Source organism: Kribbella sp. NPDC050470 (assembly GCF_044458365.1).
Taxonomy (GTDB): Bacteria; Actinomycetota; Actinomycetes; order Propionibacteriales; family Kribbellaceae; genus Kribbella.
In genome coordinates this window covers 338,490-363,210 of sequence record NZ_JBITHV010000006.1, presented here as the reverse complement: position 1 = coordinate 363,210, position 24,721 = coordinate 338,490, and the positions used below count along the sequence as shown (strand labels likewise).

The 24,721-nt window shown below is 69.5% G+C and carries 21 protein-coding genes; 12 read left to right on the top strand and 9 right to left on the bottom strand.

Going from position 1 to position 24,721, the window contains the following annotated elements:
• The first annotated feature begins 32 nt into the window (after positions 1–32).
• A complete protein-coding gene (locus ACIBGM_RS19825) occupies positions 33–1,127 on the top strand; it encodes a dipeptidase (protein WP_396386378.1) in 1,095 nt (364 codons plus the stop codon).
• Here the strand turns inward: ACIBGM_RS19825 and ACIBGM_RS19820 are convergent.
• Positions 1,124–1,903: a GNAT family N-acetyltransferase gene (locus ACIBGM_RS19820; protein ID WP_396386377.1), complete on the bottom strand. Its 780-nt coding sequence runs from the start codon at positions 1,901–1,903 to the stop codon at positions 1,124–1,126. The two genes, ACIBGM_RS19825 and ACIBGM_RS19820, sit on opposite strands and share 4 nt — an antisense overlap.
• A 262-nt stretch (positions 1,904–2,165) precedes the next feature.
• On the opposite strand from ACIBGM_RS19820, the gene ACIBGM_RS19815 reads away from it, so the two are divergent.
• On the top strand, positions 2,166–3,176 hold the full coding sequence (locus ACIBGM_RS19815) for a hypothetical protein (RefSeq protein WP_396386376.1): 1,011 nt from the start codon (positions 2,166–2,168) through the stop codon (positions 3,174–3,176).
• Positions 3,177–3,304: 128 nt separating this feature from the next.
• Positions 3,305–3,625: a Fe-S cluster assembly protein HesB gene (locus ACIBGM_RS19810; protein WP_360522158.1), complete on the top strand. Its 321-nt coding sequence runs from the start codon at positions 3,305–3,307 to the stop codon at positions 3,623–3,625.
• Positions 3,626–3,852: 227 nt separating this feature from the next.
• On the opposite strand, the gene ACIBGM_RS19805 is transcribed toward ACIBGM_RS19810, so the two are convergent.
• Positions 3,853–5,649 carry an ABC transporter ATP-binding protein gene (locus ACIBGM_RS19805; RefSeq protein WP_360522161.1) on the bottom strand — a complete coding sequence of 599 codons (1,797 nt, stop codon included), beginning with the start codon at positions 5,647–5,649 and terminating at the stop codon, positions 3,853–3,855.
• A 76-nt stretch (positions 5,650–5,725) separates the two neighbouring features.
• Positions 5,726–7,576, bottom strand: coding sequence for an ABC transporter ATP-binding protein (locus tag ACIBGM_RS19800; RefSeq protein WP_360522164.1), 1,851 nt, complete (start codon positions 7,574–7,576; stop codon positions 5,726–5,728).
• Between the two features lie 164 nt (positions 7,577–7,740).
• Here ACIBGM_RS19800 and ACIBGM_RS19795 point away from each other — a divergent pair, with 164 nt between their 5' ends.
• Positions 7,741–8,382, top strand: coding sequence for a TIGR03085 family metal-binding protein (locus ACIBGM_RS19795; protein WP_396386375.1), 642 nt, complete (start codon positions 7,741–7,743; stop codon positions 8,380–8,382).
• On the opposite strand, the gene ACIBGM_RS19790 is transcribed toward ACIBGM_RS19795, so the two are convergent.
• The 4 genes from ACIBGM_RS19790 to ACIBGM_RS19775 form a co-directional block, all read right to left on the bottom strand.
• Positions 8,368–8,958, bottom strand: a complete 591-nt coding sequence (locus ACIBGM_RS19790) for a VTT domain-containing protein (protein WP_360522170.1) — start codon at positions 8,956–8,958, stop codon at positions 8,368–8,370. The genes ACIBGM_RS19795 and ACIBGM_RS19790 overlap by 15 nt on opposite strands.
• The gene (locus tag ACIBGM_RS19785) at positions 8,955–9,722 is read right to left on the bottom strand and encodes an MBL fold metallo-hydrolase (protein ID WP_396386374.1); all 768 of its coding nucleotides are present in this window, start codon (positions 9,720–9,722) and stop codon (positions 8,955–8,957) included. Before ACIBGM_RS19785 ends, ACIBGM_RS19790 begins: the two co-directional genes overlap by 4 nt.
• A gap of 3 nt (positions 9,723–9,725) precedes the next feature.
• Positions 9,726–11,843, bottom strand: a complete 2,118-nt coding sequence (locus ACIBGM_RS19780; RefSeq protein WP_396386373.1) for an alkaline phosphatase family protein — start codon at positions 11,841–11,843, stop codon at positions 9,726–9,728.
• 176 nt (positions 11,844–12,019) lie between these two features.
• A complete protein-coding gene (locus tag ACIBGM_RS19775; RefSeq protein WP_396386372.1) occupies positions 12,020–13,318 on the bottom strand; it encodes a family 43 glycosylhydrolase in 1,299 nt (432 codons plus the stop codon).
• Between the two features lie 147 nt (positions 13,319–13,465).
• On the opposite strand from ACIBGM_RS19775, the gene dacB reads away from it, so the two are divergent.
• The 5 genes from dacB to ACIBGM_RS19750 are packed head-to-tail and all read left to right on the top strand — an operon-like array spanning position 13,466 to position 17,898.
• Entirely contained in the window at positions 13,466–15,022 is a 1,557-nt protein-coding gene (gene dacB / locus ACIBGM_RS19770; protein WP_396386371.1) for a D-alanyl-D-alanine carboxypeptidase/D-alanyl-D-alanine-endopeptidase, read from the top strand.
• A 40-nt stretch (positions 15,023–15,062) separates the two neighbouring features.
• Positions 15,063–15,788, top strand: coding sequence for a GNAT family N-acetyltransferase (locus ACIBGM_RS19765; RefSeq protein ID WP_396386370.1), 726 nt, complete (start codon positions 15,063–15,065; stop codon positions 15,786–15,788).
• A 9-nt stretch (positions 15,789–15,797) separates the two neighbouring features.
• Entirely contained in the window at positions 15,798–16,004 is a 207-nt protein-coding gene (locus ACIBGM_RS19760) for a GNAT family N-acetyltransferase (protein ID WP_396386503.1), read from the top strand.
• 40 nt (positions 16,005–16,044) lie between these two features.
• Positions 16,045–16,626 carry an ArsR family transcriptional regulator gene (locus tag ACIBGM_RS19755; RefSeq protein WP_360522188.1) on the top strand — a complete coding sequence of 194 codons (582 nt, stop codon included), beginning with the start codon at positions 16,045–16,047 and terminating at the stop codon, positions 16,624–16,626.
• 12 nt (positions 16,627–16,638) lie between these two features.
• Positions 16,639–17,898, top strand: coding sequence for an MFS transporter (locus ACIBGM_RS19750; protein WP_396386369.1), 1,260 nt, complete (start codon positions 16,639–16,641; stop codon positions 17,896–17,898).
• Here the strand turns inward: ACIBGM_RS19750 and ACIBGM_RS19745 are convergent.
• Both ACIBGM_RS19745 and ACIBGM_RS19740 read right to left on the bottom strand, forming a co-directional pair.
• The gene (locus ACIBGM_RS19745) at positions 17,895–19,475 is read right to left on the bottom strand and encodes an MDR family MFS transporter (RefSeq protein WP_396386368.1); all 1,581 of its coding nucleotides are present in this window, start codon (positions 19,473–19,475) and stop codon (positions 17,895–17,897) included. The genes ACIBGM_RS19750 and ACIBGM_RS19745 overlap by 4 nt on opposite strands.
• A complete protein-coding gene (locus tag ACIBGM_RS19740) occupies positions 19,472–19,981 on the bottom strand; it encodes a MarR family transcriptional regulator (protein ID WP_360522197.1) in 510 nt (169 codons plus the stop codon). The genes ACIBGM_RS19745 and ACIBGM_RS19740 overlap by 4 nt, the downstream gene beginning before the upstream one ends.
• Positions 19,982–20,179: 198 nt before the next feature.
• Here ACIBGM_RS19740 and ACIBGM_RS19735 point away from each other — a divergent pair, with 198 nt between their 5' ends.
• The 3 genes from ACIBGM_RS19735 (at position 20,180) to ACIBGM_RS19725 (ending at position 24,714) form a co-directional block, all read left to right on the top strand.
• Positions 20,180–21,817 carry a Wzz/FepE/Etk N-terminal domain-containing protein gene (locus ACIBGM_RS19735; protein WP_360522200.1) on the top strand — a complete coding sequence of 546 codons (1,638 nt, stop codon included), beginning with the start codon at positions 20,180–20,182 and terminating at the stop codon, positions 21,815–21,817.
• Between the two features lie 6 nt (positions 21,818–21,823).
• Positions 21,824–23,185, top strand: a complete 1,362-nt coding sequence (locus tag ACIBGM_RS19730; RefSeq protein WP_360522203.1) for an O-antigen ligase family protein — start codon at positions 21,824–21,826, stop codon at positions 23,183–23,185.
• A gap of 161 nt (positions 23,186–23,346) precedes the next feature.
• The gene (locus ACIBGM_RS19725; protein ID WP_360522206.1) at positions 23,347–24,714 is read left to right on the top strand and encodes a right-handed parallel beta-helix repeat-containing protein; all 1,368 of its coding nucleotides are present in this window, start codon (positions 23,347–23,349) and stop codon (positions 24,712–24,714) included.
• The last annotated feature ends 7 nt before the right edge of the window (positions 24,715–24,721 follow it).

The window sequence follows — 24,721 nt, the reverse complement described above, 5'->3', positions numbered from 1 at the left end:
TGACCACGGTCCGGAACTGCGAGGATGGCCCGATGCCGAGAATCACGGATCTGCTCCGCGAGCACCCGGTGGTCGACGGTCACAACGACCTGCCGATCGCCTTCCACGAGCTCTGCGGCTACGACCTGGACGCGCACGACCTGAGCGGCCCGGTCCCACAGCTGCACACCGACCTGCCGCGGTTGCGCCGAGGCCACGTCGGCGCCCAGTTCTGGTCGCTGTGGGTGCCGCAGGACAAGCACGCCGTACGGCGTACGTTCGAGCAGCTCGACTTCGTCCGGCGACTCGTGCAGCGGTTCCCGGCGGACCTCGAGCTGACGTCCTCGGCGGCCGACGTGGAGGCGGCGATCAAGGCCGGCCGGATCGCGTCGCTGATGGGGATGGAGGGCGGTCACTCGATCGGTGAGTCGCTCGCCGTGCTGCGGGTGATGCGTGAGCTCGGTGTCCGCTACCTGACGTTGACGCACAACAACAACGTGTCGTGGGCGGACTCGGCCACCGACGAGCCGGTGCTCGGCGGGCTGAACGACTTCGGCGAGCAGGTGGTCCGGGAGATGAACCGGATCGGCATGCTGGTCGACCTCTCACACGTGTCCGCGGACACCATGCGGCACGCACTCCGGGTGACGAGCGCGCCGGTGATCTTCAGCCACTCGTCCGCGCGGGCGGTGTGCGACGTACCGCGGAACGTGCCCGACGACGTCCTGGAGACGCTCGCGCGCAACGACGGCGTGTGCATGGTCACGTTCGTGCCGGCCTTCGTGTCGCAGCGGTACGTCGACTGGATCGCGGCCGCCAAGGAAGCCGTGCCGGACCTGAACCCGCTCCGGCCGGACGACCAGGCCAAGCTGTCCGAGGTGTACGACGTCCCGAAGCCGGCGGTCACGCTGGACGACGTGGTGGAGCACATCGAGCACGTGCGCGGGATCGCCGGTGTCGACCACATCGGCATCGGCGGCGACTACGACGGCTGCCCGGAGTTCCCCGACGAGCTGCCGGACGTGGCGTCGTACCCGGTGCTGTTCCAGGCGCTGGCGGATCGCGGCTGGAACGACACCGAGCTCGCAAAACTTGCCGGAGGCAATATCCTCCGCGTGCTCCGGGCCGCGGACGACGCCGCGCGCTAGCCCTTCCGGAAGACGTCCCGCTTGTCGGCGAGTTGCTCGAAGCCGGCTGATCGGTAGGTCGCGACCGCGCCCACGTTGAAGGCCGGCGTGGCGACGGTCGCGCTGGACGAGCCCAGCTCCTGCAGTGCGCGGGCTGCCGCGAGCGTGATCGCCTCGCCGTAGCCGCGGCCGCGGTGTGCTCGGTGCACACCCATCGGCTCGAGCAGCCCGGGCTTGCCCGCACCGGCCGACCAGACCGTCGCGCCGGCGACCGCCTCACCCTGCTCGTTGCGGGCAATCAGACACTGCGCATCGGCGTACGGCGCACCCGCCGCCATCGCGTGCCAGCGCTCGTCAGTGAACGTGGACCCGTCGAACGATGCCCGCTGGACCGCGGTCCGCTCAGCCGCTTGCTCCGGCCCGACCACCTCGACGCGAACGCCCGGATCGGGCACCGGCGAGCTGAGGTCACGCCGCAGCGGGACCCACGGGTCGTCGAAATCCCAGCCGTCCTTGTGCAGCAACTCGAGGACGAGCGATCCGACCGGCGCCTCGACGTACAGCTTGCCCTCGATCAGTACGTCGCGCTCCGGCAACGACACGTCCTCGGCGACCCGCTGCGCCAACTCGTCGTCACGCTGAAGCTCCGGCGCGATCGCGAGCCGCAACAGCTCGGGATCGTCCAGCATCCCGACCGCTACCAGCTCGCCATCCCGGCTCCACGTCCGCACAGCCGCCGCCGTCCGCTCACCCCCGAACCGCCAGAACCACCCCAGGTCCCCCGGATGCAACTGCATCGGCGCCCCATCAACCTGCCACTCCCGCAACACCCCCACCACACCACCAAGCCCCCCAACCCCCGGCCTACCCATCACAATCGCCATCCCCCCATCCCACACCACCCCACCTCCCGCCCGCACCCGGGTTTCCGGACGCGACCTTGAGAACCCACCGATCATTTCCGAAGGCGATTTGTGGTCGATGGGTTCTCAAGGTCCCATCCACAGCGGTGGGGAATTGGAGGGGCGAGGTGGCGAGGGGAAGGGGGAGGGTGGGGTGGTGGATCGACTCGAGGATGTGGTTCGCGAGCAGCTGATGGCGATGGTCCGCACCCCGCAGCGTCGGCGGACGCTGCTCGCGCTCGGACTGCGGGATGCCGACGTACGGCGGCTCCTCCGCAGGCAAGCTCTCCAGCACCACCATGGGCACTACCTCGACGGACGGGTGGATCAGGTGCTCGCGAGGATCGCCTGTGCGCAAGCGATGCACCGCGGCTCGGTCGTGAGTCATTTCAGCGCCGCTCAGATCGCCGGCCTTCGTACCTGGACGGACATCAGGCGTCGGTCCGCGCCTCCGGCGGACGCGGTGTGGCTGACGAGGTCTCCGGCGGCCAAGCGGAATCAGCGGCGCCCGGACATCGTCGTACGGCGGGCCGGCCTGACGCTGGCCGATCTGCGCCGGCACGACGGGCTGGTGGTCACCACTGCGGCGCGAACCGTCGTCGACCTCGCGCGGGAGTTGCCTCTTCGCGAGGCAATCGTGACGGTCGACCACGCGCTACGGACCGGTACGCCGGTCGCCGAGTGCGAAGCTGTCCTCGAACGACAGCAGCGATGGACCGGCGTCCGGAGGGCACGGACGACGCTCGCATTCGGCGATCCGAGATCGGAGTCGGCGCTGGAGTCGATCGCGCGAGGGCTCTTCGCCGCGGCGGGGATCCCCACACCCGTGCTCCAGGCGCAGTTCTGGGACGGGGTCCGCTGGATGCCTGAACGCGTCGACTTCTGGTGGCCGCAGTACCGGACCGTCGGAGAGGCCGACGGCCTCGCGAAGTACGACGGCAGCAGCGCCGAGGAGCGCCGTCGCCTGCTGCGCGCCGGCCACCGCCGCGACCAACGGCTGAGCGACAGAGGCATCGAGCTCGTGCACTTCGGCTGGGAGGACGCGATCGATCGACACTCGGATCTGCCCGCCCGCCTCCGCGCCGCCTTCCACCGCGGCCGATCCCGCCCGACTCCCCCTCCCACCTGGCGAGCCCCCGACCCCGCCCACTGGCTGCCCGCTGCCTGAAGCACCTTGAGAAGCCACCGACCACTCTCGGGCGCGAATTGTGGTTGGTGGCTTCTCAAGGTGGGTGTTTGGGCTGTGGCGGATCGGGCACGGGGCGGGCTCAGTGACATCGAGAGGTTGGAGTAGTTGTGCTGACGCTGACCGAGAACGCGACTCTGGTGATCAAGAGCATCACGGGAGTCGAGGGTGCGCCGGATGGCGCCGGAGTGCGGATCTCGCAGGAGGACCCGGCCAACCCCGCGCTGGCGGTGACGACCACGGAGGCGCCGCGCCCGGGTGACCAGGTGGTCGAGGAGGCCGGAGCTCGGGTGTTCCTCGAGCAGAACGCCGCGAACGCCCTTGACGACAAGATCCTGGACGCGGCGGTCGACGACAAGGGCGGCGTCGAGTTCCTGCTGGTACCCCAGCCGGGGACCGGACGGGAGAACGGTGCCGCCCCGACTCCCTAGGTCGTGGCTGTCGATCCCGCGCCGTAGCGAGCAGGTGCTCGGTGCGGTGCATCGGCGTGCTGGAGCGGAGGTCTCGATGCGGAGCATCGTGGCCTTCGGGCCAGTGCGGCGAGGTGCCGTGCCGAGTGCCGCGCAGTAGGCGCGGGATCGGCAGGCGCGACCTTAGTCGATCGCGTGAAGTCGACGGCCGGGACCGGCCCCTTTCCTTGGTCCCGGCCGTCGTACGTTTACAGAGCGTTGCGTTGGGCGATCCAGCTGTCGTGCAGCCGGGTGTAGACGCCACCGGCGCCGACCAGGTCGGCGTGCGGGCCGCGCTCGACGATCTCGCCGTTGTCGAAGACCAGCACCTCGTCCGCGGCCTCTGCCGTCGACAGCCGGTGCGCAATGGTCACCGACGTCCGGCCGGCCATCAGCCGCTCCAGCGCCGCGTTCACCCGGACCTCGGTCCCGGGGTCGACCGCCGACGTTGCCTCGTCGAGGACCAGCAGGTCGGGGTCGGCGATGTTCGCCCGTACCAACGCGACCAGTTGCCGCTCACCGGCCGACAGTGACTCTCCGCGCTGACCAACCGGCGACTCCAGCCCGTCGGGCAGCGACTCCAGCCAGTCCGTCAGGCCGAGCGACTCGAACGCGTCCAGCAGCTGCGCGTCCGTCACCTCGGGCCGGCCGAAGCGCACGTTCTCGGCCAATGACGCGTCGAACAGGTACCCGTCCTGCGGCACCATCACGACCCGCTCCCGCAGCGACGCGAACGAGATCTCCCGCGCGTCCACCCCGTCCAGCAGTACGGCGCCCGACGACGGGTCCATCAACCGGGTCAGCAGCTTCGCAAACGTCGTCTTCCCCGACCCGGTCTCCCCCACCACCGCGACCCGCCGATGCGGTTCCAGCCGTACGTCGACATCCCGCAGCACCAGCTCGCCCTCCGGGTACGCGAAGTCCACGTCGGCGAACTCGACCGAGATCGGCCCCCGCGCCTGCACGACGCCCTTGTCCCCCGGGTCGACCACGTCGGCCGGCGTCGCGATCACACCGAGCACCCGCCGCCAGCCGGCGAACGCGCTCTGCGCGTCCGTCAGCACCTGCGTCGCGATCTGCACCGGGTCCGAGAAGAGCGCCACCAGGAACATGAACGCGAGGATCTCGCCCAGCGTCGCCTGCCCGTCGACCCCGAGCAGCACCCCGGCGGTCAGCACGCCGGCGTTGGCCAGACCGGCGGCGAGTCCGCCGATCGAGAAGGTCAGGCCGGTGATCGCCTGCGCCTTGGTCGCCGTACGGCGGTAGTCCTCGATGGAGGCGTCGATCCGCTCCTGGGTGCGCTGCTCGATCGCGTACGCGCGGACCACCTGCGCCCCGACCACCGGCTCGGCGATCGCGGACAGCATGTCGCCGACCTTCGCCCGGACCACGCCGTACGCCGCGGACATCAGCCGCTGCAGGTACTTCAGGCTGGCGAACAGCGGGATGAAGCAGACCAGCACGACCAGCGCGAGCTGCCAGGAGTAGACGAACATCACCACGGTCGCGAGCAGCATCTGCCCGATGCTGACCAGGAAGATGAACCCGCCGAACTGCAGGAACTGCGACACCGTGTCCACGTCCGACGTGACCCGGCTGACCAGCGCGCCGCGCCGCTCGGTGCTCTGCGTCAGCACCGGCAGGTCATGCACATGCCGGAACGCCTTGATCCGCATCGTCGCCAGACCGTGCTCGGAGTTGACCGCGAGCCGCACCGTCGTCAGGTACGACGCCACCGCGGTGACCAGGATGCCGCCCGTACAGACCACGCACATCCACGCCACGTACGACATGTCCGGCCCGCCCGGACCGGACAGTCCCTTGTCGATCGTCTGCTGGACAGCGATCGGTACGACGATCCGCCCGGCCGTCATCAGCAGCGCGAGCAGCCCGGTGACCCACCACCCCTGAGCCAACTCAGGCGAGACTCGCATTCCCTGCCGCAGTGTCTCCAGACCGCCCGCATCGTCGGCGTGGTCCAGCCTGGTCGTCTCCGCCGAACTCATCCGCGTCCTCGCTTCGCTCCGGGCGCGGCTGAGGCACGAGGCGCATTGTGCTCGATGGTCAACTCGCTCCGCTCGCTCACGCGGACGCTCCTTCCGCGTCGAGGTCGTCTATCTCGGCAGCCAGCTCCGCCTCTTCCTGGCGGCGGACCGCGTCCTTCTCGTAGGCGTCGACCAGCTCGCGGTAGGCGGCCGACTGCTGCTGCAGCTCGGCGTGCGTCCCGTGGGCGGCGATCCGGCCCTCGTCGAGGAACACCACCTCGTCGGCGAGCGAGATCGTCGCCTTCCGGTACGCGATCACCAGGACCGTCGTGGCGGCCTCGGAGTCCTGGACCGCGGACCGCAACCCGGCCAGGATCCGCGCCTCGACCTGGGGGTCGACCGCGCTGGTCGCGTCGTCCAGGATCAGCAGCCGGGGTCGCCGTACCAGGGCCCGGGCCAGGGCGATTCGTTGCCGTTGGCCACCGGACAGGGTCGTCCCGCGCTCGCCGACCTTGGTGTCGAGGCCCTCCGGCAGGCTCTTCACGAAGCCGTCGCCCTGGGCGATCCGCAGCGCGTCCCAGACGTCCTCGTCGCTGTAGTCGCCGCCGAGCGTGATGTTGCCGCGGATCGTGTCGTCGAACAGGAACGCGGTCTGCGCCACCAGCGCGACCGAGCCGGCCAGCTCGTCGCGGGCGAGGTCGCGCAGGTCGAGGCCGTCGACCTTGACCGTGCCCTCCTCCGGGTCGACCAGGCGGGTCAGCAACGTGGTCATCGTCGACTTCCCGGCGCCGGTCGGGCCGACCATCGCGACCGTCCGGCCGGGCCGGACGGTGAAGTCCACTCCGGACAGCACGTCCCGCTCGGGCAGGTAACCGAACCGCACGCCGGACACCTCGAGCCGCGCCGGCTTGGCCGACGTCAGCCGCTGGTCGCCGTACTCCATGCCGCCCTCGGCGACCAGGACCCGCTGGACCCGGTCCCAGCCGACGACCGAGCGTGGAAGCTCGCCGAGCACCCAGCCGAGCGCCCGGATCGGGAAGCCGATCAGCGTGAACAGGAACGCGACCTGCACCACGTCACCCGGGTCGGCGGCGCCGGACTGCACCCGGCCGACGCCGACCAGCAGCACCGCGAGCACACCCAGCCGGGGCAGGCCGTCGATCACCGGGTCGAACACACCGCGAGCCTTGTTGACCGCGATGTTCGCGTCGCGCAGCGCGTACGTCGGGGCGCGGAAGCGCTCGGTCTCGGCGGCTTCCCGGCCCAGCGTCTTCACCACCAGGGCGCCGTCGAACGACTCGTGCGCGACCTCGGACACGTCCGCGCGCAACTGCTGGGCGCGGGTCGCGAGCGGCTGCAGGTAGCGCTGGAAGATCACGTTCGCCAGGAACACCAGTGGGAAGACCAGGCAGCCGACCAGCGCCAGCCAGACGTCGGCCATGAACATCGCGACCGTCGCGAACGCGAGCATCGCGAGTACGCCGATCGCCATCGGCAGCGGCGCGATCACGAACCAGATCGACTCCACGTCGGCGTTCGCGTTCGACAGCAGCATCCCGGTCGGGTGCTTGTGGTGCCACTCGAGCGGGAGCTTCAGGTACTGCCGGGTGACGCGGCGACGCCACGTCGCCTGCAGCCGGAACTGCATCACGCCGGCGCCGATCCGGCGGCCGACCACACCGATCGCGCGCAGGATCGCGATCCCGAGGAACAGCGAGACGAGCGACGCGATCGCGCCGAAGGTGGTGTCACCGCGCTCCAGGGCCGGCCGGATCACGTTGTCGGTGGCCCAGCCGAGCGCCCAGCCGTCCGCCACCGTCATCGCGCCGTACAGCATGCTGGCCAGCACGGACAGGGCGAAGATCCACGGCTCCTCCCAGATCGCAACCTTCAGGACCGCGAAGCCCCTCCGGGTGACGCTGCCCTTGTCGGGGACTTTCGGCGGCACGGGCAACACGCTCCAGGGCAATCAGGTGCATCAACCAGGCACAGTCATGACAACGTTTGACATTCTGCCATTCCAAACTCCTTCCTCCCGGATTTTCTTCCTCCACCGCCGAGGCGGAGGGAGGAGAAGAAGCGGGGATCAGGTGGCGCAACTACGATCGAGTTGTGACCGACTACAGCCGGGTGGAACGTCTTGCTCTGTGTGACCTCTTCGACCAGCTCGGGCCTGATCAGCCCACGCTGTGTGAGGGGTGGGACACCTACGACCTGGCGGTACACCTCTACGTCCGGGAGGCCGATCCGATGGCCGGTCCGGGGATCATGATTCCGGCGCTTTCGGACACCACCGAGAAGCGGATGGCCCGGGCCAAGGCGCGGTACAGCTTCAGCGAGGTGGTCGACAAGGTTCGCAACGGCCCGCCGAAGGTGTCGATCTACGCGGTGCCGAAGTTCGGTCCCCAGCTGAACTTCACCGAGTACTTCGTCCACCACGAGGACGTGCGCCGGGCCCAGCCGTCGTACGACATCCGAACGCTGCCGGGCGGACAGCAGGCCGGACTGTGGAAGGCGGTCCGGCTGGCCGCGAAGTCGATGACGCGGAAGGCGCCGAGCGGGCTGATCCTGCGACTGCCGGACGGGTCGACGACGGTCGCGAAGAAGCCGACCGAGCTGGGTTCGGTCACCGTGACGGGCGAGCCGTCCGAGCTGGTGATGTTCTGCTTCGGCCGGCAGCAGGTGGCCGACGTACAGCTGGATGGCGATGCGGAGACGGTCGAGCGGATCCGCACCGCGTCATTCGGAGTGTGAGGCGCGCTTCTTCCGCCGCCATCGCTGGACCAAGCTGCTCACCACGGTCGTCAGGATGACCAGCACGATCGCCGCGACCACGCCTTGCCACGGCTCGTCGAACAGCGCGTACCCGAGCAGGCCGATCGCCATGTAGACCGCCGCCCACAGCGACGAGGCGGTCAGGTCGACCACCGCGAACCGCTCCCAGGGGTACCCGGCGAGCCCGGCTGCGAGCAGCACCGGCACCCGTCCACCCGGGATCAACCGCGAGGTCAGCAGCACCCCGATCTCGTGCTCGGCCAGCCGGACCCGCAGCGCGTCGAGTGATGCGTTGTCCCGCAACCAGCCGACTCGTTTCGCCAACCGCTCCCCGCCGAACCGGCACCCGGCGTACACGATCAGGTCCCCGACATACGCCCCGACCGCACCCGCAATCAGTACGCCGACCAACCCGATCGGATTGTGGTGCGACGCCAGTACGGCGCCCGTCGACACAGCCGCCCCAGTCGGCAGCACCGGCAGTACGGCGCCCAGCAGCACCGCACCCGCGAGCGCAAAGAGGTACCAAAGATCGAACCGAGGCTCGCCGCTCACGGCGCCACCACCTCAGTCGACTCCCCCGGCACCAGGATCTGTACCGCCACCGCCGGGTCGAGCTCGGCCATCGCAGCCTTGAACCGGTCACCCGGCGGCAGGAACAGCTCGGGCTTCAGCCAGTCGCACCCGATCGGCCAGAACGTCCCGAAGTGGACCGGGATCGCCGCCCGCGCCTGCACCCGGCGAACCGCCTCCGCCGCGCGAACCGGATCCAGGTGGCCCGGACCGAGCGACGGCCCCCACCCGCCGACCGGCACCAGCGCCATGTCGACCGGACCGGCCTCCGCCCCGAGCTCGTCGAACAGATCGGTGTCCCCGGCGAACCACACACTCGGCGACCCCTCGACCCGGAAGCCGAGAGCCGGCCCGCTGTACGACGACCACGGCAGCCGCCGGCCGTCATGGTGAGCGGTGATCGCGGTGATGTCGAGCGCGCCGATCCGCACCTGATTGCCCGGGGCAACTTCGATGCAGCGGTCCGCCATCGCCGTACCGAAGTCCTGCTGGATCAGCCGGGCCGTACCTCGTGGCACAACCAGCGCGGCGCCGGGCGCAACCATCGAGATCGACGACAGGTGCAGGTGGTCGGCATGCATGTGCGAGATCAGTACAGCGTCGCACTCGGCGGCGGCGGGCAGCGGGGCCGGACCGCGGCGGCGGCGCAGGTGCGCGATCCGCGACGTGAGCACGGGATCGGTGAGCAGGCGCGTGCCGTTCTCCTCGATCGTGGTGGTGGCGTGCCCCCACCAGGTGATCCGCACGCTTCAGGCCTCCACCTTCGACTCGACTGGCTCCCGGAGGTCCTTGCGGTGGCCGAGGTGCTCGAGCCAGCTGATCAGCAGTGCGTGGACCGCGTCGGAGCCTACGGGAGGTTCGTCGACTTCCCAACGGCTCGGGTGCACCAGCACCGCCTCGGTCTGCCAGCCGCCGATGCCGCCGTGGGACCCGACCAGTTCCTCGAACGCGGCCACCTCGTGGGTGTAGTCGTCCAGCCGGCTGATCACCACGATGTCCCCGTTGTGCGGCATCTCGGCCTGCCGCAGCATCGACGCGATCGCGAACGGCCCGTACGGCGTCAACGGGTCCTCACCCTCGATCCGGCCGCTCCGCAGTACGTGCACCCCGGCTCGGCCGATCGCGACCGGCCCCTCGGCGAGCGAGTCGACCACGACGAACCCGACGCCCGGGTGGGTCGCCAGCCCGGGAATCAGCTTCGGGTGCAGTAGCTCGATCTCCTCCAGCGGCACCCGGCCGGGTGTGGTCGCCAGGTAGATCAGGGCCAGGTTGCCCGACGACGTGACCACCACCTGCTCGTCAGCGGCGATCTGCGGCTCGCAGTCCTTCGGGCCGAGTTCCACCTCGCCGCCCCTGGCCTTGCCGTGGAGTGCCTTCCGGGTGACCGATCCAGCCACACTGCGGCGCAGGCTGAGCTCGGTCAGGAACGCGTTCACCGGACCCCAGCCCTCGGCCTTGCCGACCGCGGCCACCGGCTCCTTGGTGGTGTCGACCAGATCGTCGACCACCTCGGTGAGCGTCCGGCCGTAGCGCTGGAAGAAGGTCGAGCCCTGGCTCTGGCCGTGGTCGGACAGGACCACGATCTCGTACGAGTGCGGCAGGGTGTCGATGATCCGCTGCAACGCACCGAGGACGCGGTCCAGGCCTTCGAGGGTCTGCAGCGACTCCGCGCGGGTCGGGCCGGCGTGGTGGGCGACCTCGTCGTAGTCGACGAAGTCGCAGTAGATGACCGGGGTGCCCTTCACCAGCTCGTCGGTGATCAGCGAGACGTTCAGGTCGCGAAGGAGGACGTTGGTGATCGCGCGCAGGAAGATGTAGGGGCTGCCGCGCTTGACCCGCGGGACCAGGTGCCGCGCCCGCTGGCGCCGGGCCTGGTGGAGCTCCTTGACGATCTCGGCGACGCACAGCACCAGGCCGCGGGCGGCACCCTGCGGGCTGGAGAAGAAGCGGACATACCCGCGGCTGCGGTGGCTCGGCAGCGAGGCGCGGCTGAACACCAGCTCACACCGGTCCGCGTCGCCGGACCAGTTGTTGCTGATGCTGACCCCGCCATCGGCGAGCAGGCCGCGACCGGTCGACATCCGGGCCTCGAGCTCGGCGGCGTCTCGGCCGCGGTTGGTCACGATCACCCGGGCGGAGTCCTTCTCGTACCACCGGAACGCCGGGATCTGCTGGGAGCCGCCGTGCAGGATGCCGGCCTGGCTGGCCGGGGTGGTCGACGGCACACCGGTGTGCCAGCCGACCAGCGAGTGCTTGCCGTCCCGGATCCAGCCGCCCAGGTTCGGCAGGTTGCCGGCCAGCACCATCCAGTTCAGCAGCGGCGCGGACAGGCCGTCGATCTGGATGATCAGCATCCCGGTCTTCGGCGCCGGCGTGAGCTTGCGGGCCCGGCGGTGCACGACCCGCATCACCTCGGCGACGTACGCGTCGTCACTGCCGGCGTACGCGACCCAGCCGACGAACGCGCTGACCGAGGACATCACGATCGCGACCAGCAGCGCCGCCTCGACTCCGCCGTGCAGGTTGACGCCGGGGTCGACGGTGATGCCGAGGTAGACGACGCCGAACTGGGACAGCAGCCCGCCGACCAGGACGCCGATCGAGCCGATCAGGATCGCGATCCCGGCCAGCACCCAGCGCATCAGCATGCTGAACACGGCCAGCAGCACGACCAGCCGCAGGATCGGCACACTACCGTCGCTGCTGATCTGCGGCAGCGTCCAGAACGTGATGACCAGCGAGATCAGCGAGGCCAGGCCGCCGAACAGCATCGCCTGCAGGCCCCGGCCGGTACGACGGCCGAGGTCCAGCCAGACCGGTCGTCGCCGACGCCGGTCACCGGACACCTGCTCTGGTGGTTTCGCCATCTCCTGGTAGTACTCCCCGTCGCTGCCGCTGTGCTGTACCGAGCCTACGAGCCATGGTCCAGTCCAGCCGCATCACGCCACGCAACCAGGGGGTGGTTCCCGGGCCATCCCTGACCCGTCACTGAACCTCCAGGTAGTCGACTTCCCCTCCCTCTCCGCCGCCGAAGGTGGCGTCTTCACTGCACTTCCAGGTAGTCCACCTCGGCGTACAAGTCGCCCTTGGTGAGGCGGATGGTGTTCCAGCCGGCGTTCAGGGTGATGGAGACCGAGCTCTGCCGCCAGTTGTCCCAGCCGGTCACCGGGTAGCTCACCGAACCCTGGCTGTTGCCATTGACAACAAGCCCGTGACTCGCGGTGGCGCCGGAGCCGTTCGCGTACCCGACATGCAGGGAGTAACTGCCCGCAACCGGAGCGAACACGGTGTTCTCAACCCACGAGTCGGCGTAGTCGATGTACGCGACCACCTTCCCGTCCGAAGCCCCGGCCGCGTTCGACCGGACCACGCAGTGGTTCAGCGTCCCGCGCTCCGCCTCGTACCGGACCCGGCTGCCGCGGACCACCGGGTAGTCGTTGGCGTACCCGAGATCGGCGACGTACAGGTGCCGCGACCCGCCGACCCATCCGTGCACGAACACCTTGTCGCCGACGAAGTCCGCGCCACCCGGACCACAGATGTGGTTGTCGAACGTCCCGGTCGTCATCAGCGGCCGGAAGGCCGTCGTCCACGGCCCGCTCAGGCTAGGAGCCGTCGCGTACGACGTCAGGTAGTTGCAGTCGGTGTAGCCGCCGCTGGAGTAGAACAGGACGAACTGGCTGCCGCGCTGGACCAGATCGGGCGCCTCGATCACCCCGCCCGAGGTGAGCAGCGCCGAGTTGCCGCCGACCAGGGTCGTGCCGTTGTTCGCCGTACGCGTCAGCCACAGGGTCGACGGCTGGCCGATCGCGTTCCCGTCGTTCTTCCAGAGCAGGTAGCGGATGCCGTCGTTCGCGACGAACGTGTTCGCGTCGATCGCGCCGCCGATTTCGAGCGGGCAGATCAGCGGCTGGCTGCCGACCGGGGCGAACGGCCCGAGCGGCGAGGATCCGGTGGCGACGCCGATGCACTGCCGGCCGGACAGCTTGTGCCAAGCGGTGTAGGTCAGGGTGTAGGAGCCGTCCGGGTTCGGGAAGACGTCGGGAGCCCAGGTGCGGCCGGTCTGTGCCCAGCCGGACGACGGTCCGCCCGGCATCGCGTCGCCGCGGATCGTCCAGGGCCCGTTCGCGCTCGGGGCGGTCGCGACCGGGACGTGGCCGCGGCCGTTGTTGGTCGAGTAGGCGTACCAGATGCCGTTCTTCTCGAACACGTCCGGATCCGGGAAGTCCTCCCCGATGATCTGGGCCGGGAAGACGGCGGCGGTGGTGGCTGCGTGGACCGGCGGGGACAGGAAGGCGGCGAGGCTGAGCAGGGCGAGCAAGGCCGGCAGAAGTCGTCGCATAGGGGACTCCTCAGGTGGGGGCGGATACCTGTGGACCGAACTTTTCCATCGATTCACCTGGATGACCAGGGGTCATCACTGGACCCAGGGCGTTCCGGGGTGTTGACTCCCGCTAGTTGGATTCCGCCTGGATAGAGGGGTGTTCTCGTGAGGCATTTACCGAGAGTGTCGGGACGCGGGGTGATCGCCGTCGCCGCCGTACTCGCGACCGCGGTCGGTGGGGTGGTCACGCAGTCGGCCGGCGCGCCGGCGACTGTACAAGCAACACCGCTGCAGGAGCGCCTGGACAGCCTGCTGAACGACAGCCGCTACAACGGGTCGCAGGTCGCGCTCGTGGTCCGGGACGCGACGACCGGCGAGACGTTGTACGACCGGAACGGCGGCACGCGAATGCTGCCCGCCTCGAACACCAAGCTCTTCTCGTCCACAGCCGCGATGGACGTGCTCGGCCCGTCGTACCGCTTCCACACCGATGTGCTGGCGACCGGCCCGGTCCAGCGCGGCGCTCTGCTCGGCAACCTCTACCTCAAGGGGTACGGCGACCCGACCGCGCTCGAGTCCGACTACGCCGCCCTGGCCAAGCAGCTCGCCGAGTCCGGCGTCCGCCGCGTCGTCGGTGACCTGGTCGCGGACGACACCTACTTCGACGCCGTCCGGCTCGGCGACAGCTGGGCCTGGGACGACGAGCCGTTCTACTACTCGGCGCAGATTTCCGCCCTCACCCTCGCCCCGAACACCGACTACGACTCCGGTACGGCGATCGTCGAAAGCAGGCCTGGTGCGACGGCCGGGGCTCCGGTCCAGCTCGCGTTGGTCCCGGCGAACGGCGTACTCAAGCTCGTGAACACCGCGACGACCGGCGCGGCCGGCTCGGCGAACACGCTGAACATCGAGCGGGAGCACGGCACCAACATCGTGCGGGTGACCGGCTCCGTGCCGCTCGGCGCGTCCGTCGGCCAGGAGTGGGTGACGGTCTGGGAGCCCGAACTGTACGCCGCCGACGTGTTCAAGCGTGCGCTCGCGGCGCAGGGCATCAGTGTCGTCGGCAACGTCAAGGCCGCGGCCTCCCCCGCCGCTGCCCGGGTGCTCGCCCGGGACGAGTCGATGACGGTCGGCGAACTGATGAACCCGTTCCTCAAGCTGTCCAACAACATGCACGCCGAGACGCTGGTCAAGGCGATGGGCGCAGTCGCCGAGGCATCGGGGACCTGGCCGGCCGGCCTGGGCGTGGTCAGCGACTACGCCCAGAGCGTCGGCGTCGACAGCAGCACGATCCGGCTGTCCGACGGCTCCGGCCTGTCGCGCAAGGTGAACGTCACCGCCGACAGCATCACCGACCTGCTGATCGGAGTGCAGAAAGAGCCGTGGTGGCAGCAGTGGTACGACGCCCTGCCGATCGCCGGCAACCCGCAACGCTTCATCGGCGGCACGCTGCGCAGCCGGATGGCCAACACCCCGGCCGCCAACAACCTGCACGGCAAGACCGGCTCACTCACCGGCGTGACGTCACTGTCCGGCTACGTCACCACGGCTGATGGCCGCGAGCTGGTCTTCTCGATGATCAGCAACAACTACCTGGTCAGCCCCCGCTCCATCGAGGACGCAGTAGGCGTAACCCTCGCGTCCTGGCCCAACCAGACCGCGACGGCCTTCAAGACCACCACCGAGACCGCCTGCGAACTCGACTGGGACAAGGCCTGCTAAACCCTTGGACAGTACGGCGGCCATTCCCGACGATGACGGAATGACCGCCGTACTCCCCAACACCTTCACTGCCCGGCCGATGACGGTTGAGGATGCTCGGCTGATTGCGGAGCGGTCGGGGGCTTATACGACTGCGTTGCTTGGGTTTGCGAAGCACAGTTTTGAGGATGTTGCCAACTATCTGCGGGATCCGGGGTTCGATCCGGCGCGCGATGGGCGGGTCGTGGTCGACAGCGGCGGAGAGTTTGCCGGGTCGGGGACGGCGGCCGTCAACAGTGATGGGTCGCGGGTGGATCTGGAGGCGTTGAGCGAGATCCCGGCGGTTGCGGAGTGGCTGATCGAGCGCGGGCTTCAGCGGGCTGGGGAGGCTGGGCCCGGTGACGTGGTGGTCAGCATCGGTGTGATCCGGCAGGACGAGTTCATGCCGGAGATCGTGGCTGCGAAGGGCTTCTCGATCAGTACGTCGATCCACCGGATGCGGATCAACTTCGATGGCGCCGTCGCGCGGCCGGCGATTCCGGCCGGAGCGGTGGTACGGCGCGGAGCCCTGGACGAGCCGAGTCGGCGGGCGGCGCACGCCGTACTCGTGGAGGCGTTCCGGACGCAGCCGGGAGCGGATCCGCGGCCGTACGACGACTGGGTGGCGTCGCGGGAGAGCCGGTCGACGTTCGACTGGTCGCAGCTCACCACGGTCGAGCTCGACGGGCGGGCGGTCGCGGTCTGCGAGTGCAACGACAACTTCGTCAGCACCGACAACTGCGGGTAGGTCGGCCGGCTGGCCGTCGTACCCGAGGCGCGCGGGAAGGGGCTCGCGAAGTACCTGTTGCACGACACGTTCGCCACCGACGCCGCGGCCGGCCGGACCGGCACCATCCTGCACGTCGACAGCTCCAACCCGACCCCGGCGGTCGGTCTCTACACCTCGGTCGGCATGCGCCCCGACCTGATCAGCGACATCTGGCGACGCACGATCCAGATCTGAGAGGTTGCTCTCACGATATCTGAGAGACTACTCTCGAAACATGTCTCTCAGAAATCCGTACGGCGACTTCGAGATCACCGACCCGCAGGCGATGCGGGCGCTGGCGCATCCCGTCCGGCTGGCCGCGCTGAGCTGGCTGCAGAAGAACGGCCCGGCGACCGCCACCCAGTTGTCCGAGCACGTGGGCGCGTCGCCGTCCGTCACCAGCTGGCACCTGCGCCACCTGGCCAACTTCGGCCTGGTGGTCGACGAGCAGCCGCCGGACGGGGACAAGCGACAGCGGTGGTGGAAGGCGGTGGCCCGCGGGTTCCGGTACGAGATGCCGGACACCCCCGAGGGCAACGAGGCCGGCCGGCTGCTCCGGACCGAGATGATGAACCAGGCGCTGGAGTCCGCTCAGCAGTGGCTGGTCGAGACCGAGCCCGAGCTCGATCCCGAGTGGAGCCGGCTGGCCGGATCGGCGAACACCCGGCTGGTCCTCACCGCCGCCGAGGCGGAGGCCGTCGAGGACGCGATCGAGCAGCTGCTCGCGCCGTACGTCCAGCGTGGCGAGGAAGGCGCGCCCGCGGACGCCCGCGCGGTCCGCTACCTCCGCATGTCGTTGCCTGAAGCACCGAACTGATCGGGTCGGACGATGAAGACTCTGACCGCCACGACGAGTCTCTGGCGGGACCGGCAGTTCCGCCGGTTCTGGTCCGCGCAGACCGTGTCCGAGTTCGGCGACCGGGTGACCGAGCTGGCGCTGCCGCTGATCGCCGTCCTGTTGCTCGATGCCACGCCCGCGCAGGTCGGCTTCCTGACCGCCGCGGTCTGGCTGCCGAACATCGCATCGCTGTTCATCGGCACCTGGGTCGACCACCGGCCCGACAAGCGTCGGCTGATGATCGCTGCCGACGTCTTCCGGGCAATCCTGCTGCTCAGCCTTCCGGCCGCGTACTGGCTGGATCTGCTGACTCTCGGGCACCTCTACGCGATCGCCGTCCTGGCCGGGATCGCCGACGTCGTGTTCGGTACGTCGTACGCCTCGTTCTTCGTCCGGCTGGTTCCTCGCGACAAGTTCCTCGAGGCGAACTCCAAGCTCTCCGCGACCCGGTCGATCTCGTTCATGGGCGGACCCGCGGTCGCCGGTGCTCTCGTCCAGTGGCTGACCGCGCCGGTCGCGATCCTGGTGGACGCGTTCTCGTTCCTGGTGGCGGCGGTCCAGCTCGGCCGCCTGAAGACACCGCCGGGCCCGACCGAGGAGTCGACCGAACCGCTGCTCCACCGCGCCCGGGCCGGGATGCGCTACCTGCTGCACCACCCGTACCTGAGCCGCAGCCTCGGCTGCGCGACGACGGTGAACTTCTTCAACCTGATCAGCCTGGCGCTGCTGGTGCTGTTCGCCAGCCGCAACCTCGAGCTGTCCGCCGGCACGATCGGCTTGGCCTTCGGCATCGGCGCCTCCGGCGGACTGCTCGGCGCGCTCGCCGCGTCACCGCTGAGCCGGATCTTCGGCGCCGGCCGGGTGATCGCGGCGAGCTCGATCATCTTCCCGGGATCGATCGCGATCGCGGCGCTGGCGGACGGACCGACCTGGGCCCGGGCCACCGCACTGGCCGCCGCCGAGTTCATCGGGGCGTTCGCCGTGATGTGCTTCGACGTACCGCTCAACTCACTGCAGGCCGCGGTCACCCACGACCACATGCGCAGCCGCGTCGCGGGAGCGTTCAGCAGCATCAACTACGGCGTCCGCCCGCTCGGCGCTGTGGTCGGCGGCTTCCTCGGGACCTGGATCGGCGTCCGCGAGACCTTGCTGATCTCAGCGGCCGGCGGCTTCCTCGCCGTACTGTGGCTGATCCGCTCCCCCATCATCCGCACCCGCGACCTCGACGGCCTGCAACCGCCCGACCTCTAGTCGTCGTCGACGTCGAGCTTGGCGACCGTCCGGCGCAGCGGGACCTCCTTGATGAACAGGACCGCGATCAGGCTGACCACCGCACAGGCTGCCGCGATCAGGAAGATCCGGCCGGTCGCATCGCCGTACGACTGCCGCACCAGCTCGGCCAGCTGCGGCGGCAGGTGACCGACGTCGAGCAGGCTCGTGCTCCCGGAACCGCCTTCCTGCAACTTCCGCGCCGCTTCGGCGCCACCGGGTCCGGCGAGCACGCCCTGCACGATCAGGTCCTTCACCCGCACCGCGAGTACGGCGCCCAGGACCGACACGCCGACCGCCCCACCCAGGCTGCGGAAGAACGCGACCGTCGCACTCGACGCGCCGATCTGGCTCACGTCGACGGTGTTCTGCACGGCGAGGACGAGGTTCTGCATGGTCATGCCCATGCCCAGACCCATCGCCAGCATGCCGACTCCGACGTACCAGTACGGCGTGGTGTGGTCGATCGTGCCGAGCACCAGCAGGCCGGCGACCAAAAGGATGCCACCGGCAATCAAGTAGCGCTTCCACTTGCCGAACCGGGTGATCAGCTGGCCGGAGCCGACCGAGCCGAAGAACGAGCCGAGCATCATCGGGATAGTCAGCAACCCGGCCTCGGTCGGGCTGTAGCCACGGGCGATCTGGAAGTACTGGCCGAGGAACAACGCGCTGCCGAACATCGCGACACCGACCGCCAGGCTGGCCACGATCGCCAGCGCGGTGGTGCGTTCCCTGACCACCTTCAGCGGGACCAGCGGCTCGGCCACGCGGTTCTCGACCACGACAGCGAGGATGCCGAACACCAGCGTGCCGCCGACGAACAGCGCCGACTGCCAGGACACCCAGCCGAAGTCGTGACCGGCGAAGGTGACCCAGATCAGCGGCAGGCTGGCGGCGACGCTGATCAGCACCGCGCCGAGGTAGTCGATCCGGACCCGGCGCTTGATCACCGGCAGGTGCAGGTACTTCTGCAGGATCACCAGGCTGATCACGGCCAGCGGGACGCAGACGTAGAAGCACCAGCGCCAGCCGAGCCACGAGGTGTCGACGATGACGCCGCCGATCAGCGGACCGCTCACGGTCGCCACCGCCATCACGGCGCCCATGTAGCCGGAGTACCGGCCGCGGTTGCGCGGCGGGATCGCCGCGCCGATGATCGCCTGGGCCAACGCCATCAGGCCGCCCATCGCCAGGCCCTGCAGGACGCGGGCGCCGATCAGGAACGGCACGTTGTGGGACAGGCCGGCCAGCGCCGAGCCGACCACGAACAGCGAGATCGCCACCTGCACCAGGAGCTTCTTGCTCATCAGGTCGGCGAGCTTGCCCCAGATCGGGGTGGAGACCGTCGTGGCCAGCAAGCTCGCGGTCAGCACCCAGGTGTACTGGGTCTGCGAACCCTCGAGGTCGGCGATGATCGTCGGCAGCGCGTTGCTGACGATGGTCGAGCTCAGCATCGCGGTGAACAACGCGGCGAGCAGGCCGATCAGGATCTCGAGGATCTCGCGGTGGGTGAGTTCCGGCGCGCTGGGCAGTTCCCGCCGGGTCTCGGTGACAGTCATCGGTCTCCAGTCGATCGGGTACGCCGCGCGCTCTTGGTGACCTCGGTGATCGCGTGCGCGATCCGCTGCATGGTCTGCGCAGCAGCGAGCAGGGCGTCGTCGTCGAGATCCGCGAGGGCGGCACGAAGATGCTCGGTGTAGGAGGAGTAGAGGGCTTCGAGCTGGGCCTTGCCGAGCGGCGCGAGGCTGACCAGCCCGACCCGGGCGTCAGCCGGGTCCGGCCGACGGCTCACCAGTCCGTCGGCCTCGAGGGCGGTCAACTGCCGGCTCACCACGGAGGCGTCGACGCCGAGCTTGGCCGCGATCTCGCCGCCACGCTGCTCGCCGTCCCTGAGCAGGACCTTGAGCACACTCGCGTCGGACCGTCGCAGCCCGCCGTCGGGCGCCAGGTGCCGATGCTCGACACAACGCACCGCGCGCACCAGCGAGCTGACCCCTTCGAGCAGCTCCTGGGCCGGCATGTCCCGCGCTGTCCCCGGGACGAGGGATTCACGAGCTAGTTGCATAACCCAACTATATGCCTAGATAGTTGGTTTCTGCAACCATATGGAGCGAGTGTCGAGTTCCGAATACAGAGGGTGCATTTTTAATCGGGCCTGGTCACTTTTGGCGACTCTCCGTCTATGATTCCTGCGAGGGGGAAGCACTTCCTGTTGTTGGGGCTGGGGTGCACCGAAGTCCAGGGGAACGACTGAGGTGGGGCAGTGAGGGCGACCAAAATCGAACAGGCACGCTTCGAGCCGACGGTGGTGGGGGCAGTCCGCCGGTACCGGCTGATGGTGCTGGCCATCGCGGTGCTGACGACCGCGGCGGCGACGGGGTACTCCGTCCTGCAGACGGAGGTCTTCCGCGCGTACGCGACGGTGACAGTGCCGCAGACCACGTTCGCGCAGGGCGAGGCCAGAACGCAGTACTTCGACAGCCAGGTGCTGCTGCTGCAGTCCCAGGAAGTCGCCGAGCGCGCTGCCCGGATCGCCAACGCGGCGCTGAACGACAACGTGCTCACCCGCGGAGACTTCGCAGGTGAGAACACGTCGCTGGAGATCACGCCCCCGGAGCAGGCGGCACCAGGCAGCTTCGGGTCGAGCATCGTCGCGCTGACGTTCACCTGGCCGGACCCGAAGGTGGCGCAGGCCGGCGCGAACGCAGTACTGCAGGCGTTCGACGACGTACGGTCCGCCGCCATCGCCGCGCAGGGCGCGGCCGCCGTGGCCGCCATCGACCGGGCGATCAAGGACAGCCGGGCGCAAGGCCAGGTGGCCGACCTGCTGAACCAGCGGACGAAGACCCTGGTCGACCTGCAACTCGACCTGGCCGGTGACCCGACGTTCGCCTGGGCCGCCGAACCGCAGGTGCCGATCAACGGCAACGCCAAGCGGTCCGGTGCGATCGGGCTGCTGGCCGGTCTGGTCCTGGGCGCCGGGCTGGCGTTCTGGCGAGCGAGTCGCCGCCGCTGCATCGACGATCGGCTCGACGCGGTCGCCATCTACGAGGCGCCACTCGTCGGCGACATCCCGCCGACCAGGCGAGGCGGGATCCTGTCCGGCCTGTCGACCGCCGGCCAACTGCCGATGGCCGTCAGCCCCCAGTCGCCGGCAGCCGAGGCGTTCCGGTTCACCGCCGGCTCGGTCGAACGTCTGTACGCTGCACACGGCGACGAACTCGCCCTCGTCTTTGTCTCGGCGAACAGCAACTCCGAGCGGAGTGCAGTCGTCGCGAACGTCGCACTTGCCCTGGCCGAGAGCGGTCGGCTGGTGCTCGCGGTCGACGCCGACACCACCAGTCGCACTCTCACCGGCTTGCTGCTCCCAGGCAGTCCGGAGTCCGACGGCTTCGAGCAGGTCGTGGCCGGGTCCCGTCCGGTGTCGGAGTGCATCGAGCCCAGCCCGCTGAACGCGGACGTCACCGTCCTCCGCGCCGGCCCGTCCCGAGTACGGCGAACCACAGGTTCGGTGTACGCCGACGCCGTGGAAGGGCTGATCACCGAGGCGAAGAAGTCCTTCGAGTTCGTGCTGATCGACAGTCCGGCGGTCCTGAAGGTGGCCAACGCCATGGAACTGGCGCAGAGCTCCGACGCGACCGTCGTCGTCCTCGGCGCCGGCGATCCGGTCGAGGACCATGTCGCGATGGTCGAGCGGCTGGAGCAGGTCGAGCCGAACCTCGTCGGCTACGTGTTCCGCCGGGCGGGCCGTGGGGCGAGATCCGTCCGGCGGCTGCGCGACTGGATCGTCGCCCAGGCCAGGCACCGGACCGGTCCGCAGGCTCTGCCTTCGGCGGAGTTGCTGGCCTTCCGGCGCCCACCGAAGGAGCGTCGTACGTCGGCGGGCGCGCCGCGAGGTTGATCCGGGATGTCCTCGCCCGTCGTTGCCCGACGTCTCCTGCGCGCCGCGTCGCCGGACACCCCGGGGCGGCCGTGGGTCCTGTACGGCCGTCTGCTCGGTGTTCTGCTGGCGGGGTACCTGCTGTTCGACCGGGCCTTCGCCTACCTGCACCTGCCGGGCAGTCCGTTGTTCGTCGGCGAGATGGTGCTCGGGGTCGGCGCGGCGGCTGCCGCGGTGTCGACGCAGTACCTCAAGGCGCCGGTGCGGGACGAGTCGGTGTTCGCGTTGCTCGGCGCGTTCGCGGTCTGGGGACTGATCCGGACGGCGCCTGGCGTGGCGACGTACCAGATGGACGCGCTGCGGGACGCCGTGCTGTGGCTCTACTGCCTGTTCGCGTTCTTCATGGTCGGCGCGCTGGCCCGGTCGCCGGAGCTGCTCGACCGGTGGATCGGCGGGCTCCACCGGCTGACGCCGTGGCTGCTGCTGTGGCTGCCGATCGCCGTGATCCTCTATCCGCTGTCTCCGAAGGCGCCTGTGGTTCCGTTCACCACGGTCTCGGTGCTGTCGCACAAGTCCGGGAGTGCGGCGATTGCGGCGCTGCTCGTGCTCGGCCTGATGTGGCTGCTGCCCGGTGAGCGCAGTGCCCGGAGCCGGGTGGGCTGGAGTTTGATGGCTCTGCTGGTGGTCGCGCTCGCCGCCACCCAGAACCGGGGTGGGCTGCTCGGCGTGCTGGCCGGTGGCGCGGTCGGGTTGGCGTTTCTGCGCAACCGGGTCGGTCTCGCGGCTCGCGTCGTACTCGTGATGGTCGTCGGGCTGGGTGTGGCTTCGCTGCTGTCGCTGAAGGTGCCGATGCCTGGGCTGCAGGGGCGGGAGTTCTCGGCCTCGCAGTTGGTGGCCAACGTGGTGAGCCTCGGCGGGCAGGACTCCCCCGGCAACCTCGGCGGCACGGTCGAGGGCCGTCAGCAACTGTGGACGCGGATCCTCGACAAGCAGATCGAGGACGGTCATCTCGTCGACGGGTCCGGGTTCGGGCAGAACCTGGCCAGCGAGGTCGGCGTACTCGACGCGGGCAAGGACACCCTGCGGAGTCCGCACAACTCGCACCTGCACATCCTGGCCCGGATGGGGCTCGTCGGCTTCGCGTTGTGGATCGCCCTGTGGGTGGGCTGGTACTGGCGTATGGTCGCCGGCTGCCGGCGCCTGACGAGTGAAGGGCAGCACACCCGGCGTCAGGTGGGCGTGCTCTGCCTGATGGTGACCACGGCTGTGCTCGTTTCCTGCTTCTTCGATCCACAGCTGGAGGGGCCGCAGGTTGCGGCGTTGCTGTGGACCCTCTTCGGGATCGGGGTGGCGGTGACGACGGTCCGGCCATGGTTCCGCTCGCCGTGAGACATCCGCGGCGGTGGATTGCGGCCGCCTGCGCGCTGGTGGCGGTGGTGGCTGCGGTGTCGTGGTCGTTGGGTGGCGCTGACGAGTCGACCGAGTTCACGCCGGCTGGTCGGCCGGGGCCCACCGGTCCGGTCGGGCCGGGGCCTCGCTCTTGTGATGGCGTGTCGGTCGGTCCGTCCGAGGACGTGCAGGGTGTGATCGACGCGCATCCAGCGGGTACGACGTACTGCCTCTCTTCCGGCGTTTTCCGGCTGGAGCAACCGCTGACGCCTAAGAAGGGCGACTCGCTGATCGGGCTGCAGGGTGCGGTGGTCAGTGGGGCGAAGGTGTTGAGCGGGTGGCGGCAGGATGGGTCGGTCTGGTCGACTACTGGGTTCCTGTCGCCGGAGCCGAGCTACCACGGCGAGTGTCTGGAATACGCGCCGACCTGTACGTATGCGGAGGACGTTTTCGTCGACAAGCAGCGGTTGACGCGGGTGGGCTCGAGGTCGGCCGTGACCAGCGGGACGGTCTATGCGGACTACGCGGCGAACTCGATCACGATCGGTGCGGACCCGCGTGGGCGCTTGGTCGAGCAGGCCGTCGCGCCCAGTCTCGTCCAGGCGACCGCTGACGACGTGACGGTGGCGAACCTTGTTCTCGAGCAGGCGGCGAACGAGGCTCAGGTGGCTGCGGTCGAGAGTCGGCAGGTCACGCCGTACGCGATGGGGTCGGGGTGGCGGATCCTGAACAACGAGGTGCGGCTCAACCACGGCGTCGGCCTGGGGCTGGCCGACGGCGCGGTCGCGACCGGGAACTTCGTGCACCACCAGGGGCAGCTCGGTTTCGGTGCCTGGGGCAACGGGTCGCTGGTCGGCGGCAACGAGATCTCGTTCAACGGGGCGGCCGGGTACTCGTCCGGGTGGGAGGCCGGTGGCAGCAAGAGCTGGCACACCGAGCGGCACACGGTCACGCACAACTACGTCCACGACAACTACGGGCCGGGGTTGTGGACCGACGGCGGCAACATCCACACCGAGTACTCGTCGAACAGGATCACCGGGAACTGGGGCGCCGGGATCCAGCACGAGATCAGCTACGACGCGGTCATCCGGTCCAACGAGATCTCCGGGAACGGCCGGCGGCACAGCGGCTGGGCGTGGGAGGCCGGGATCCAGATCCAGTCGTCGGGCGGGACCGGGCTGATCGAGGTCGTGGGCAACGACCTCAGCGGCAACGCCAACGGGATCGCGCTGATCGAGAGCGGTGGGCGGGCCGGCGAGGACCCCGCGCCGCACGGGCCGCACGTCGTACGCAACGTCTGGGTGCACGGCAACCGGGTCGCCATGTCCGCCGGCCAACTCACCGGCGCCGTCCAGGACATCGGCGACACCGCCGTCTACACCTCCAACAACAACCGCTTCGAAGCCAACACGTACGTCGTCCCGTCCCTGGACGACCCGCTCTTCACCTGGAACGACACCGACCTCTCCTGGCCCGCCTGGCGCACCACCGGCAACGACAAACACGGCCAAGCCGAACTGCGCTGACCGCTCC

Bases quoted from the DNA above. Each gene is read 5' to 3' on its own strand.
- ACIBGM_RS19825 (WP_396386378.1), top strand. From the start codon at position 33: ATGCCGAGAATCACGGATCTGCTCCGCGAGCACCCGGTGGTCGACGGT.
- ACIBGM_RS19805 (WP_360522161.1), bottom strand. From the start codon at position 5,649: ATGAGTTCGGCGGAGACGACCAGGCTGGACCACGCCGACGATGCGGGC.
- ACIBGM_RS19730 (WP_360522203.1), top strand. From the start codon at position 21,824: ATGTCCTCGCCCGTCGTTGCCCGACGTCTCCTGCGCGCCGCGTCGCCG.
- ACIBGM_RS19765 (WP_396386370.1), top strand. From the start codon at position 15,063: ATGACCGCCGTACTCCCCAACACCTTCACTGCCCGGCCGATGACGGTT.
- ACIBGM_RS19745 (WP_396386368.1), bottom strand. From the start codon at position 19,475: ATGACTGTCACCGAGACCCGGCGGGAACTGCCCAGCGCGCCGGAACTC.
- ACIBGM_RS19750 (WP_396386369.1), top strand. From the start codon at position 16,639: ATGAAGACTCTGACCGCCACGACGAGTCTCTGGCGGGACCGGCAGTTC.
- ACIBGM_RS19740 (WP_360522197.1), bottom strand. From the start codon at position 19,981: ATGCAACTAGCTCGTGAATCCCTCGTCCCGGGGACAGCGCGGGACATG.
- ACIBGM_RS19755 (WP_360522188.1), top strand. From the start codon at position 16,045: ATGTCTCTCAGAAATCCGTACGGCGACTTCGAGATCACCGACCCGCAG.
- ACIBGM_RS19820 (WP_396386377.1), bottom strand. From the start codon at position 1,903: ATGCAGTTGCATCCGGGGGACCTGGGGTGGTTCTGGCGGTTCGGGGGT.
- ACIBGM_RS19775 (WP_396386372.1), bottom strand. From the start codon at position 13,318: ATGCGACGACTTCTGCCGGCCTTGCTCGCCCTGCTCAGCCTCGCCGCC.
- ACIBGM_RS19780 (WP_396386373.1), bottom strand. From the start codon at position 11,843: ATGGCGAAACCACCAGAGCAGGTGTCCGGTGACCGGCGTCGGCGACGA.